The following is a 13,132-nucleotide window of genomic DNA, read 5'->3' as shown; positions in this document are numbered from 1 at the left end:
ACTAAAAAATAAAATTCAAAACGAGGTATTAAAATGCTTACACGCGATGGAGTAATTGCCCGCTATATATTTGCCTTCTGCTTTTTCTTTGCCTCCGGAAGCGGAATGGTAACCGGCTGGATCGCTGCTTTTTGCGGAATAATGGGAACAGTAGAGCTTGCTACTGCTCTTATGCAGTATTCCCCTGTTTATGAGGCATATAGTTTATATAAAGCCAAAAAAAGAAAAAAAGTTGCAGAATAAACAACATCACGGATTACACAGACTGCAAGGAGCATAGCCTGCATCTACCGCTTCATCCCTGCTTTCAAACTGTACTTTATTTTCCTCTTTCATTTTAGCCACTCCTTCACAGGAGGGAAGATGAAACTTCTTGCTGTTCTTATTTCCTATGTAAACCTGTTCTTTATCAGGAACCTCTTTTTCATGTCCCCAAAGGCCGCACCCTTCTTCCCTGGCTTTTCTCTCCTCTTCCAAAAAACGGTCGGCATATTTAACGTTAGGGGGAATCGTCAAGACCCGGGCATATCCTTCTTTTATCAAGAGTTCATTTACCATTACATCATCTTTATATACATAAGCTAAAAGCCTTCCATACTTGTCCCTTTCCTGAACATCAAAAACAAGTTTTACTTTCTCCCCTTCTAAAAGATTGCGGGTAAACTCAGATGCCTCCTTGCCGTAAAACTCCACACCCTTTCGCGGGTGCTTGGTCTCCGGAGTATCCACCCCGATCATGCGCACCTTTTCTTCCTTTCCATTATAATCTATAACAATCGTATCTCCATCAATTACCCGCAAAACCTCATATAACTCCTGTCCCTTTTCTCCGCCACAGCCGGCCAAAAACAAAATCAAAGCTAAAACTATTCCCAATCTCAAAAACTTAAACTTCCTCATTCTCCTTCCTCCTTCTATTTCGATTCAAAACAGTTTTTAATTTGGGGACGGTTCTCGATTTAAAAACTATTTCGAATATTAAATACTTTTTAATTTTAGAACCGTCCCCAAGTTTAAAAGTATTTTATGTTCGAAATAATTTTAAAGTCAGCAAAAGCCGTTTTAAATTCAAAAACCCGGCATAACCGGGTTTTTAGAAAAATATTCACTTTTAAAATTACTCCAATTTATCCAGCATCTCTATTACCATATCGAAGAAGTAGCTTATATCTTCTTTGTCATTCACTCCCGCCTTAAAGGCTATTTCTGGAAAACGCCCTTCCCCGCTTACCTTTACATTCACCATATAAGCTGCTTTGCTTAGACTATTTCTCAGGGAATCTTCAAATTCAACCTCTTCTAAATCGTTTTCTTCGTCATCCTCCCAGTCGTCATCGATTATTTCAATATCATCAAAATCATCTGCGAATATATCTTCATCTAGATTTATTCCCTCTTCCAGTTTATCAGTCCCATCCTCAGCATTATCTATTATCTGATTCACTATCCACATAATGTCGCTCGGATTCATCTCCAGCTCCTTGCTGAGTTGCATTATTTCATTGGCAACCGGGGTAATCTTAAGCAAATCAGAAAGGTTAACCGGATCTCCTTTTCCCCACTTCTTTTTCATAAAAAATCACCTCCGCATCGATTAGCTACAGGATCAAACTGCGTCCTTACTGAATTAAAGGTCTCATAATTGCTGTATGTAATACTGTAGCTGCTGCTCTTTTAAATTGTACTCCTTATACTTTGATTATATGAAACCCAAAGTGTAAATAGCAATGAAAATAATGCAAATTAAATTTATCCCATTATGAGATTAAACTATACCACTTATTCCTATTTATTGCAACTATTAAAAATTATTTATCTTTCCTTTTTTACCCTTTCTACCTCAGGACGCACTATTTCCCTAAGTCCACGGCCATATTTTTCTATATATTCTTCTAAATCACGCGTATTTAAAGAGGGATCGTGGCGTCCTACCCTTATACTCAAGCATTTATTTGCTTGAAGATAAAAAATAAACTCAGCTTTAAATTCTTCCCCTCCAACTTTGAAATAAACATCCCCTGCCGCCTTGTTAAAGTCAATAAGCCGGAAATTCTCGATCCTACTTAACTCCACTTCCCATCCCCCCGGTAAAATAAATTTGGCTAGGCTGGTTTTTCAAAGGTTAATATTTTTTCAAGATTTCGCCACAGAATTTATAAATTCCTTTTTGAAAATCATATTCTTTTCGTATATTCCGCTAAAAATCAGTAAAATTCGACTATGCATTTTGTTTATGGAAATACATGTTAGCATGAATAAAATACTTTTTCCCCTTCAAATTCTTCAACTAATCCTCTGCTAGCCAGAAATTTAAGGTGAGAAACTGCTTCTCCCAGAGCAAACCACTTCTGCGGAACCGGGAAATCATTCCACTCAAGAGTTATATCCCACTTCATCTTAGAAGCAACAGTATAAGCATCCATAGTTTTTCCTTTCAATATTCTCAGAACTTCCCAACATCTTTTGTCATGATGCTGTTTAAGCTCATCAATACGCTTTCGGCAATCAGTTATTACATCCCGATGCCCCGGAAGTACCAGATCAACTTCTAAAGCAGCAATTTTATCCAAGCTCTGCAGATAATCTTCTAAAGGATTAAAGGTATTAAACCATTTTGAAATATTAGGAGTTATTTTATCTAGTATATGATCTCCTGAAATAAGTATTTTTTCGCGGGACTCATAAAGGCATATATGACCGGGGGTATGCCCTGGAGTCTCTATACACACAAAAAAATATTCTCCTATGTTTAGAGTATCTCCCTCTCTGACAGGGATAAAATCAATAGTGTGCGATGTTTTATATTTTTTTCCAGGCAGGTATTCAGTTATGTCTTCTTCAGCAGGAAAACCGTATTTAACTGTTTCCTGCAAAATTTCATACCACCGTTCCTTGTTTAAAGAAGCATTAATTATTCCCGCATCGTAACTGCTGCAATAGACTTTAGAAAAAGCACTCGCCAAGCTTGACACAAGCCCGGAATGATCAGCATGCATATGGGTTACAAATATGTCAGTTTTATTAAGATCAATTTTCAGCTCATCAAGCCCCTTCTTCATGGCATCTAAACATTCAGGACGGTTAAAACCAGTATCAACAATCATATTGCGTTCTTTTCCTTTTATCACATAAGAATTCAACGCTTTTAAGGGAGTAAAAGGAAGAGGTATTTCCAGTTTATATAAATTATCTTTTATCTTTTCCACCACAAATAATCTCTCCTCAAAATATAATTTTATAAAAATATATCATAATTTCAGGAAATTAGCACACAAAAAAACGGGGAGTTACCCGTTTTTAAGTTTAAAACTTTATGATCCCCAGTCCGTTAAGCATGATAATCAAGATAGCAATCGGAGTTATATAGCGAACAATCAGTGAAAACAGCCTGATCATGTTTTCCTGCTCTATAGCTCCTCTATTTGACAATTCTTCTTGTATATCTTTATATCTTATTTTCCAGCCCGTATAAACAGCAATAATAAGCCCTCCTAAAGGCATTAATATATTGGACGCAGTAAAGTCGAATAAGTCAAAGAAATTTTTACCCAGTATAAGAACATGGCTTAAAATACTTCCAGAAAGGGTTGCAAGACTGCCCACAGATGCAATAACCAGCACAGTAACTATTACTGCCGTATTCCGTTTCAATCCCCATTCTTCATGCATAAAAGCAACCGGCACCTCAAGCATTGAAATCATCGCCCCAATAGTTGCAATAAAAGCCAGGACGAAAAACAGAACTAAAAAAACCTGTCCCAAAGGCATGGAATTGAAAACCATAGGGATGGTAAAGAATAAAAGCGGTGGCCCGCTTGCCGGTTCAAACCCAAAAGCAAACACTGCAGGAAAAACAGCCATCCCTGCCATAAGTGAAACTACGGTATCAGCAATAACTACCCGTCCTGCCGTTGCAAGCATATTATCTTCATCCTGCATGTAACTTCCATAGGTAAGCATAGTTCCCATGCCTATAGAAAGCTTAAAAAAAGAAAGCCCCATGGCAATCAGAACAACCATACCGGTGACCTTTGAAAAGTCAGGATTAAAGAGAAAGCTAAGCCCTTCTTTAGCTCCCGGCAAAGTCAACGCCCTTATATCACATATAAGAAGAAGAACAAAGAGAAGAGGCAAAAGGGTCTTGGTAATGCGTTCTATCCCTTTTTGCACCCCTGCCATTATTATAAGGCTTATAAGGGCAAAAACTGCAAGTTGCCATAAAACCGCGCTTACTGGGTTCGCCGTAACTTTTTCAAACACTGCAACAGCTCCATTAGCATCAATTCCCGACAAACTTCCGGATAAGGCCTTAAAAATATAAGCCAATATCCATCCGACTACGGTAGTATAAAAAGCTAAAATTAAAATACTGGACAAAACTCCCATCCACCCAACTAAAAACCAAGGTTTTTTAGGTTCCAGCTTTTTAAAAGCACCTATTGCATTGCTTCTTGTTTTGCGACCAATAATAAACTCGGCCAGCATTACCGGTAAACCGATAAAAACTACACAAAAAAGATAAATAAATAAAAAAGCGGCTCCACCGTTCTCCCCGGTTAAAGCCGGAAACTTCCATATATTCCCTAATCCTATTGCTGATCCCAGTGTAGCTGCTATCGTCCCTAAGCTGGAAGTAAACGTTTCCCGGGGCTTATAATTCATTTTGTTCCCGTTTGCAGTCATTTTTTACCTCCATATTGTCAAAATAAAAATTGAAGCTTGTCATAAATACAAGAAAATTGTAAGTTTTTTCTACCCGTTTGGCAATACATAGGAGGGAAAAAATTCTGGAAATTTTGATAAATAAAAACTAGGAGCCTAATTCCTATGCGCTTTTGACATCCAAACCAAACAATGCAATTATAAAAATACCCCTTTGTAGTTTAAATGGTTTATATTTTATCTAAAATTTTCCAAAGTGGTTTTTTATGGTAAAATTTACTAAAATAATTAACAAATTATGGGGGTGATTAAATAGATTCATGGTATAGCATAATTGATAGCGGAAGAACATTAGCCTGCTCTGCCGTAGGAAATCTTAAATATTATTTACTTATAAATGGTACTCTGAAATTATTTGAATCAACCGATACTTACTATCATGAGTTCTATCTTCAATAAAAATATTTAAAAATATATATCCAATCCTCGCATCCGAAAAACCTTTAACAAATAATTGGAGTTATTAAATAATAAAAATAAGTCTAAGGAGCGAAAATACAAAATGAATATCGATTTAACAAGTTTTTCAGTAGTATCTTTTAATTTTATGGTTTTGATTTTAATAGTAGTCCTAATCATTGGTCTTATTCGTTTTTTCAGTAATTTAAACAAAATAATTAACAATAACAACCTTCTTTTAAAAGAAATTTTAGAAGAATTGAAGAAAAAACAAAAATAATGTTCATACCAATATCAAAAATTCCCTCCTGCTTTTACAATATTAAATACAAATCAAATTGAACACCATCCCTGGCTGAATTTCTTTTACATCTGAAGGAATCTCAACCAGGCAGTTGTAATGTAAAAGAGATTTAATCATGCCGGGCTTTTGTCCCGGCAAAATTTTTACCCTCGGCTCATCGGCAAAGTAGAAGTAGCCCCTCAAAAACCTCCGGCTTCCTTTTTTAGATAGAGAAAAAGAGTTTTCAGCCTTAGCCTTAATTTTGGAAAGTGAAAAAGGTTTTCCCTGGCAAACGCGCAAAAAAGGAGCTGCCAAAAGGTGAAATCCTACCGCACAGGCAGCAGGATTGCCGGAAAGAGAAAGAAATAACAAATCACCAAATAAAACTGCTCCATTATGTCCTCCCGGCTGTATCCTCACCCCGCTAAAGAGGATTTTTCCGCCTGCTTTTTCCATAAATAAAGCCAGTTCCCTATTTTTGCCACCAAAGGTAGCTCCTGTTGCTATGACTATATCTGCTTCTTTCCTAAACCGTTCCAGCATCTTTTCCAGCTCAGGCCAGGTTTTATTTCCGGCATGTTCAATAAAAATCACTTCTCCTCCTTCATTTTCTACCAGGGCAGCCAAAAGGTAGCTGTTGCTGTCGATTATAGTATTTTGCGGGGAAGATATATAAGGATTAAGGGTGATTATAGCTGCTTTAGGCCTGGCATAAACCTTCACCTCTTTATATCCATAAGCAGCCAAAAGGCTTATACGGCCAGGGCTTAACACTTCGCCCCGGCTGATAAGCTTTTCTCCTTTTTTAAAATCTTCTCCCGGCATTTTTATAAAGCTGTAAGGTTTCACCTTTTTTTTAAGCCTTATAAAATTCCCTTTTATCTCTACATCTTCCAGGGGAACTACTGCTTCACTATTATCCGGCAGTTTCTGCCCGGTTTCTACCGGCAAAGCCCAATCTTTTGGTAAATAATCTGGACATTCAGCAGCACCTGCTATTTTATACAAGCCTCCTTCACCCTTAATCTCTGCTATAGCAAAGCCATCCTGAGCTGCCTGTTTGGAGGTAGGCAGGCCATCTGGTGCATATATATCTTCATAGGCCGTTCGCCCTAAAGCTTTATAGAGCGATATTTTCTCACTCTTTCCAGCTATGGCATTCTTATATATCAAATCTTGGGCTTCTTCCAGGCTTATGTTAAACATGGCTTTCGCCTTCCTGAAGCGGTTCTACCCGGCAGGGAACATAACGGTGAAGAGGAGTTCCTGCCCAGGAATCACGGTGCGTATTCTTGGTAAGCCGGTTTACATTAACTCCATAGACCTTGCCTTCATATTCCAGGCCAAAACCATGCGGGATTATTACCTGCCCTTTCCTTACTTCATCACTTATTTCCAGTTCAATAATTTCTTCCCCGGCTTCAGTTATTACCTTTACCATCTGTCCATCACTCAGCCCCAAAGCTTTGGCATCTTCCGGGTGCATTGCCAAAGCGCAAGCCCTTTTTTCTTTAAGCCATTCCGGATTGCGCATAAGGGTATTGGCATTAACGGAAGTATGCCGTCCGGCATTTAATATAAAAGGATACCTGGGATCTGGCTTTAAAGCTTCTTCTTCTGATTCCGGAGTAATGCTTTTAATCCACTCTTCCAGCTCCGGTATAAATACATTTATTTTTTTATCCTCCGTCTTGAGCTGGGAAAAATTGTCTTCCGGGTCTAGTTTTCCAATAAATAAGCCTTCCCGGTGTTTTAATATAGCTTCAAAAATCTCATCACCCTGCCAGGGCCCTTCACTAAATCCCATCCTGGCTGCTGCTTTCTTAAACTCCGAAGTAGTTCCCTGCAAAATCCCCCATAAAGCAGCCAGATTAGCCGAACCTAAAACTTCGCCCAGGGTTTTAGCCAGGATAAAGGGCATCATAGAAGCTGCCCGGGGATTTTCTTTTACATATTTCAGCAAAGCGACAGCAAATTCTTTTCTATCCTTATGCGCTGCCTCATAAAGATAATCTGGAATATCTGGTATAAAACCCATTTCCTCCACCAGTTTAACAAAAATCTGGCTTATTTCCAGAGGCTCCCCTTCCGGCTCTATTATCGGTGAGCGCATGTTAAAATATATCTCCGGATAAGTCCAGGGGAAAAAGGTGCTGTCCCATGATTCATATCCCGAACGGGAAGGCAGAACATAATGAGAAAGTTTGGCAGTTTCCGTCATGTTGAGTTCCATGGTTACCAAAAGATCAAGCCGTTTAAAGGCTTCTTCATATGCAGTCGTATCAGCATAGGAGCGCAACGGGTTAGACTGGGTAACTATGACAGCTCTAAGCCTTTCTTCCTTATTGCTTAAAATTTCTTCCGGCATGACATTGGGAGGAAAAGTTCCCATGATGAGAGGCATATTAGTCTCGACAGTCCGCCAATTTTTAGGATCCCTTTCATCAGTATGGGAGCCTAAAGGCATAAGATAACCTGGTATTACATTCCCCCCCGGAACACAAAGCCTGCCACAGATAGCAGGCAATATCACTTCCAGAAGATAAGAAGCAGCCGTGCTGTGCCTATTCATTAAAACCCCTAAATCCCTATGCAGGCAAGACTTGCGGGTAGCAAAAAGATAAGCTACTTCCTTTACCTGTTTATAATCAAGCTGGCATACTTTTACTGCTTTTTCAACATCAAAGTTTTCAAACCAGCCGACAATTTTTTCAAAACCGCTCACATGCTTTTCAATATAATCCTGGTTATGCCAGTTTTCAGCCAGGATAATCGCAATCATAGCTTTTATGAGCAGAGCATCTGTCCCCGGCCTTATCGGCAGATGAATGTCGGCAATAGCAGCCGTTTCCGAACGGCGGGGGTCGACGACTACCAGTATCTTATCCGGATCTTTTGCCATCTCCTTTAATACAATAGGAGCCCTTACCATCTGGTGGCTTTTCATGCCATTCCAGCCTACCGCCAGAAGCATATCAGCATTATGATGATCAGATATAGTAGCCAAATACTGTTTTCCCAGCGCCCTTCCCTGCACCCAGAAAGAACCTGTAAGCTCTTGCCCTAAGGCACTGTAATAATTTTGCGAACCTAAACTCCTTAGAAACCTCATGCCAAAAGCAGCTTCAAAATGACACCCCTGGCCTCCTCCGCCCATGTAGGCAATCGCTCTTGGCCCATACTGGCCTACGATCTCTCTTATCTTATCCGCAATTTCTTTTATAGCCTGCTCCCAGGAAACAGGGACAAAATCATCTCCCACCTTCTTTAACGGATATTGGAGACGCTGACTGGTATGCTGATAATAGGCAATATTTAACCCCTTATTGCATATATATCCCTTACTTCTAGGATTGTCCCTATCTCCCCTCACTTTTACAATCCGGTTGTTTTCCACCTTAACCTCCAGCCCACAATTCTGAGCACACAAAACACAGGTCGTCTTATACCATTTACACATAATAAGTTCCCCCCTCTCTTTTTCCTTGGAGTCTATACAACACAGAACAATTTTATTTTATTATAGGAAATTTAAATTATAAGGTAAAATTTTTTTGTCTAAAAATCATTTCGAAACTAAAATACTTTTAAAATTCAGAACCGTCCCCAAGTTAAAATCTGTTTCGATTCGTAATAGTTTTTAATTTCGGGACGGTTCTCGAGTTAAAAGGTATTTCGATTCGGAATAATTAGGTGGTTTGCAAAAAAATAGAGTAAAGTTTATACTGGTTAAGGATTTTTTCGGAATTTTTTTAAAAAAATAAAGTAAAAGGAGTTGACTACATTGCCCAATATCAAGCTTAATCTTGAAGAAATTGAAGCTATGCTTTACTTCTGGACAGCTACGGTTGAGCGAGAAAAAGTGCATGAATCTTATCTTGATGAAATTGCAAAGATGCCTGGCTTAAGCGCCTGTTATGACGAGGAGTTTAATGCTGAGTCGGTGCGCAAAGTGTTAAGCGCCATAACCAACCGTGAGCTGCTTTCTCAGAAAACGAAAAAAGAAGGGCGTTTCTGGAATAACAACATGTGGATGACTGAAGATTTGGAATATACCAATATGATGATTAACCCCCTCAAAAAGCTTAATTTGGATGATATAGCCGAAGAGATTAAAAACAACGCAAACAGCAACAAATACGAACAGATAGAAGTCCTCTTTTCTCCCCTGCATTTTGATGAATATATTATTAAAGATAACAAGCTTATAATAAACTTTTTCCGGGTAAGACCGGATGATATGGACGAAAATAAAGCTACAATAGAAGGCAAAGAAATAAAAGAATATATAAAAGAAAAACTCTTGGAACTTCTAGCCAACTAAAAATTTTAACCGGTGAAAATTTAATCTTCACCGGCTGTTTTTATCTACCTAATACACCTTGCTTTGTCTTTTTAGCTTCCAGATGATATAAAATATCGATTTCTCTTTTTATAACCGGAGCAATTATTAATATAGAAATAAGGTCACTTAAGGGGAAAGAAAGCCATATGCCCAGCAGTTTATCATTCATAAATACCGGAATCAATAAAATTAGAGGAACAAAAATCAATCCCTGTCTTAAAAGGGCTATAGTTACAGCAGTTTTAGCCCGTCCTAAAGCCTGAAATATGGTAGTTCCTATCATCTGAATCCCAATAAAAGGAATCATAAGCAATGTCAACCGCAGAGCAGCAGTTCCATTTTTAATAAGCTCTGCATCTTTTGAAAACAAAGACATGATAAAAGCCGGAAATAATTCAACCAGCAAAGTTCCTATACCAGCAAGTAAAGATGAATAAAACAATCCTAATTTTATAGTCTTTATAACTCTTCTATACTGTTTGGCTCCATAGTTATAACCGATAAGCGGCCTCATTCCCTGAGTTATTCCTGATACCGGCATACCCAGAAACATAATGACTTTGTAAATCACCCCATAAACTGCAACCGCTAAATCTCCGCCATAAAATCCCAAAACATGATTGCTGACTATACAGGATAAAGACCGGGTTCCTCCGATAACAAAAGAAGCAAATCCGACCGTAATAGTTTCCCAGAAAATTTCCCGGTCAAACCTTAAATATTCAGGGCTTATTTTTATAATTGTTTTTTTGCTGTTTAAATAATAAATTAAATATAAAAGCGAGCAAAATTTAGCAATAACGGTAGCTAATGCTGCCCCTTTTACTCCCATCGAAAGAGGAAAAATAAAGACATAATCTAAAATAATATTTACTGCAAAACCTATTATCATGCAAATCATAGCATCAAGGGCATTCCCTTCACCCCGCATAAGGCTGTTGGAGGAAGTACAGAGGGGATAATAAAGGGTGCCTATAAACATGATACGGGCATAATCCACCGCAAAAGGCATAATAGTAGAACTTGCCCCAAAAAAACGCAAGACAGGCTCGGTAAAAGTAATTCCTACTGTCACAAAAATTATGCCTAAAATCCCAGAATATAAAAAAGAATTACCAGCAATATAGTTCATTTTTTCCAGATTTTTAGCCCCCATGGAACGGGACATATAGGAAGCTGCTCCTATTCCAATCATTTGAGCAAAAGCAAAAACTAAAAGCTGGATAGGTAAATAGATAGCTACTGCCGCAATGCCTAAAGTTCCAACTCCCTGCCCGATAAATACGGTGTCAACTATGTTATACATGGCATTAACCAGCATAGCAATTGTACCGGGAATGGACAGGCTTATTAATGTCCTGCCAATACTGCTTTTTTCAAGCATCTGCATATTATCGTGCATGAACTTTTCCATCCTCTTGTTTGGTATATTGCTTCGACAATTTTTATGTTTATTCTACATTCATTATAACAGCTCATAGTGCATCAGTTCAGTTTACTTTTGCTAAATTTATATGCAGAAGAATTTTGGTTACTTCTAATTGTTTTCAAAACAGCAAGATACCTCCTTATTTTTTCCAAAATTTAATCAAGGCATATATGCTGACCAAAGTCCAGGTTCCCTCCAAAAGCAAAAATCCCCACTGAGCTTCTATTGCAGCTATCAATGCCAGTATACCTGCTCCAAAAAAATTCATAAAATTATATAAATGGCTTTCATTAGATATTTTCCCCAACTGCAACAAAGCAAAGGCAGCCAAAACCAATACGGCCCCAAATACGGATATTATCTGTATCATACTCCTCTTCCTTCCTACATTAATTGCTTATTCCAGTTCTAAGTCTGCTTGTTTAAGCTCCTGTAAAATAAGATCGCAAATTACCTTATTACCTGCTGCCAGCGAAACCCCGCGTTTATCAAGATAGACCGCCTTTCCCCCAGCTTCTTCCACCAACAAGGCTCCTGCCGCCACATCCCACAAATTAAGGTTAATTTCCCAGTAGCCGTCGAATATTCCTGCTGCCACACATGCTAAATCATAAGCTGCCGAACCTAATCTTCTTATCCCGCGAACTTTGGGCATAATCCGGTTAAAATATTTAAGATTATTGTCGGGATTTATCGCCCTGTCATAAGGAAAACCAGTCGCCAGAACTGATTCTCTAAGCGCGTTTTTACCACTTACCCTTATTCTTCGTTCATTGAGATAAGCTCCTTCTCCCTTGAGCGCAGTAAACATCTGCCCCATTCCTGCAGAATAAATTAACCCCAGTACGGTTTCTTTTCTATACTGCAGGGCAATAGAGATTGCAAAAATGGGAAGGCCTTGGGCATAATTAGTTGTCCCATCTAGGGGATCAATTATCCAGAGATAATCGGAATTTTTAGAATCAATTCCTGCTTCCTCGGATAAAACCGCATGTTCAGGATAAAGGTGCCTTATGTTTTCTAATATCAGCTTTTCGGAGAGATAATCAACTTCGGTTATAAGGTCAATAGAAGTAGATTTAGTCTCTATATTAAGCTGTTTGTGAAAATTTTCAATCTGGATTTTGCCAGCCGCATAAGCCCATTCTTTTGCCTGCTTTAAAGCCTTTTTTAAATCAATCATATTTCAATTTCCTCCCATCACCATGCTGCCATTTTTTATTATAAAATTCGCCTTTTATTTTTCAAATTTTATTGAAAAGTATGTAACATATTCCTTTATGTTCCAGTATTATATAGTGAATTATAGAGAAAGGAGTGATATACATTTGGCTAACTCTTCTACTTCCTTAATATGCTTTACCCCCTGTCAGGATGCTTATATCGCCCAGTATTATCCAAACACTAATTTTGGTTGCATTCCTTACCTTTATACTAATCTATATAAAAGCTCATCTGATGAATACCAAAGTTTAATTCAGTTTAATTTATGCAGCTTAGACTGCAATCAAATTCCTCCTAACAGTCATATAACCTGTGCTAAGCTGTGTTTAAAAATCTATCGCAACGAAGTTCCTAATAAAACCCGGCTTTATGCTTACAGGATAAAACAAGCCTGGGATGAATTTAGTGTTACCTGGGATCATAAACCAGCAGTCGACTATTCTAACCCGGTAGGATATGTAGATGTTTGTTCAGGGTATTTCGGATGGGTAGAAATGGAGATAGATTACAGCCTTGTTCAAAGCTGGTATAACGGATGCTGCCCAAATTACGGTCTCTTATTAAAATGCGATGAACCTTGTAACAGCCTTATCGGTTTTTACAGCCGGGAATTCAGCGATCCTGACTACTGGCCCCGTCTAATGATATACTATTATGTAAACTGCTGCCATAATACTAACAATAACTTTACAGTCTCTTAATTTAAATCTGACTGAATAAATGTTCTCCA

Annotated in this window: 13 protein-coding genes; 3 read left to right on the top strand and 10 right to left on the bottom strand. The window is 38.3% G+C overall.

Annotated features, from left to right (window positions below):
• The first annotated feature begins 33 nt into the window (after window positions 1-33).
• On the top strand, window positions 34-243 hold the full coding sequence (locus H0Z36_RS08570) for a YgaP-like transmembrane domain (RefSeq protein WP_296865480.1): 210 nt from the start codon (window positions 34-36) through the stop codon (window positions 241-243).
• 6 nt (window positions 244-249) lie between these two features.
• Here H0Z36_RS08570 and H0Z36_RS08565 read toward each other — a convergent pair whose 3' ends face one another.
• From H0Z36_RS08565 to H0Z36_RS08535, 7 genes are all read right to left on the bottom strand, one after another.
• Window positions 250-900, bottom strand: a complete 651-nt coding sequence (locus H0Z36_RS08565; RefSeq protein WP_296865477.1) for a thermonuclease family protein — start codon at window positions 898-900, stop codon at window positions 250-252.
• Between the two features lie 217 nt (window positions 901-1,117).
• Window positions 1,118-1,573 carry a hypothetical protein gene (locus H0Z36_RS08560; RefSeq protein WP_296865475.1) on the bottom strand — a complete coding sequence of 152 codons (456 nt, stop codon included), beginning with the start codon at window positions 1,571-1,573 and terminating at the stop codon, window positions 1,118-1,120.
• Window positions 1,574-1,812: 239 nt separating this feature from the next.
• Entirely contained in the window at window positions 1,813-2,073 is a 261-nt protein-coding gene (locus H0Z36_RS08555) for a hypothetical protein (protein ID WP_296865474.1), read from the bottom strand.
• Window positions 2,074-2,246: 173 nt separating this feature from the next.
• A complete protein-coding gene (locus tag H0Z36_RS08550; protein WP_296865473.1) occupies window positions 2,247-3,209 on the bottom strand; it encodes an MBL fold metallo-hydrolase in 963 nt (320 codons plus the stop codon).
• A gap of 94 nt (window positions 3,210-3,303) precedes the next feature.
• Window positions 3,304-4,683, bottom strand: coding sequence for a sodium-dependent transporter (locus H0Z36_RS08545; protein WP_296865472.1), 1,380 nt, complete (start codon window positions 4,681-4,683; stop codon window positions 3,304-3,306).
• A gap of 760 nt (window positions 4,684-5,443) precedes the next feature.
• Window positions 5,444-6,610, bottom strand: a complete 1,167-nt coding sequence (locus H0Z36_RS08540) for a molybdopterin molybdotransferase MoeA (protein ID WP_296865470.1) — start codon at window positions 6,608-6,610, stop codon at window positions 5,444-5,446.
• Window positions 6,603-8,864, bottom strand: a complete 2,262-nt coding sequence (locus H0Z36_RS08535) for a molybdopterin-dependent oxidoreductase (protein ID WP_296865469.1) — start codon at window positions 8,862-8,864, stop codon at window positions 6,603-6,605. Before H0Z36_RS08535 ends, H0Z36_RS08540 begins: the two co-directional genes overlap by 8 nt.
• A gap of 324 nt (window positions 8,865-9,188) precedes the next feature.
• On the opposite strand from H0Z36_RS08535, the gene H0Z36_RS08530 reads away from it, so the two are divergent.
• Window positions 9,189-9,728, top strand: coding sequence for a hypothetical protein (locus tag H0Z36_RS08530; protein WP_296865467.1), 540 nt, complete (start codon window positions 9,189-9,191; stop codon window positions 9,726-9,728).
• Window positions 9,729-9,768: 40 nt separating this feature from the next.
• Here the strand turns inward: H0Z36_RS08530 and H0Z36_RS08525 are convergent, their stop codons facing one another.
• The 3 genes from H0Z36_RS08525 to H0Z36_RS08515 form a co-directional block, all read right to left on the bottom strand.
• Window positions 9,769-11,151 (bottom strand): MATE family efflux transporter, encoded by a 1,383-nt coding sequence (locus H0Z36_RS08525; protein WP_296865466.1) that lies wholly within the window; start codon window positions 11,149-11,151, stop codon window positions 9,769-9,771.
• Window positions 11,152-11,317: 166 nt separating this feature from the next.
• Entirely contained in the window at window positions 11,318-11,548 is a 231-nt protein-coding gene (locus tag H0Z36_RS08520) for a hypothetical protein (protein ID WP_296865464.1), read from the bottom strand.
• A gap of 27 nt (window positions 11,549-11,575) precedes the next feature.
• On the bottom strand, window positions 11,576-12,361 hold the full coding sequence (locus H0Z36_RS08515) for an inositol monophosphatase family protein (RefSeq protein ID WP_296865462.1): 786 nt from the start codon (window positions 12,359-12,361) through the stop codon (window positions 11,576-11,578).
• 145 nt (window positions 12,362-12,506) lie between these two features.
• Between H0Z36_RS08515 and H0Z36_RS08510 the strand changes: the two genes are divergently transcribed.
• Window positions 12,507-13,103 carry a DNRLRE domain-containing protein gene (locus H0Z36_RS08510; protein ID WP_296865460.1) on the top strand — a complete coding sequence of 199 codons (597 nt, stop codon included), beginning with the start codon at window positions 12,507-12,509 and terminating at the stop codon, window positions 13,101-13,103.
• The last annotated feature ends 29 nt before the right edge of the window (window positions 13,104-13,132 follow it).

Source organism: Thermosyntropha sp., assembly GCF_017656155.1.
Classification (GTDB): Bacteria; Bacillota; Syntrophomonadia; order Syntrophomonadales; family Syntrophomonadaceae; genus Thermosyntropha.
This window is presented reverse-complemented; position numbering and strand designations above follow the sequence as displayed.

What these genes read in the sequence shown, in the direction of transcription:
- H0Z36_RS08570 (WP_296865480.1), top strand. Translation starts at nt 34, where the DNA reads ATGCTTACACGCGATGGAGTAATTGCCCGCTATATATTTGCCTTCTGC.
- H0Z36_RS08565 (WP_296865477.1), bottom strand. Translation starts at nt 900, where the DNA reads ATGAGGAAGTTTAAGTTTTTGAGATTGGGAATAGTTTTAGCTTTGATT.
- H0Z36_RS08560 (WP_296865475.1), bottom strand. Translation starts at nt 1,573, where the DNA reads ATGAAAAAGAAGTGGGGAAAAGGAGATCCGGTTAACCTTTCTGATTTG.
- H0Z36_RS08545 (WP_296865472.1), bottom strand. Translation starts at nt 4,683, where the DNA reads ATGACTGCAAACGGGAACAAAATGAATTATAAGCCCCGGGAAACGTTT.
- H0Z36_RS08540 (WP_296865470.1), bottom strand. Translation starts at nt 6,610, where the DNA reads ATGTTTAACATAAGCCTGGAAGAAGCCCAAGATTTGATATATAAGAAT.
- H0Z36_RS08535 (WP_296865469.1), bottom strand. Translation starts at nt 8,864, where the DNA reads ATGTGTAAATGGTATAAGACGACCTGTGTTTTGTGTGCTCAGAATTGT.
- H0Z36_RS08525 (WP_296865466.1), bottom strand. Translation starts at nt 11,151, where the DNA reads ATGCACGATAATATGCAGATGCTTGAAAAAAGCAGTATTGGCAGGACA.
- H0Z36_RS08520 (WP_296865464.1), bottom strand. Translation starts at nt 11,548, where the DNA reads ATGATACAGATAATATCCGTATTTGGGGCCGTATTGGTTTTGGCTGCC.
- H0Z36_RS08515 (WP_296865462.1), bottom strand. Translation starts at nt 12,361, where the DNA reads ATGATTGATTTAAAAAAGGCTTTAAAGCAGGCAAAAGAATGGGCTTAT.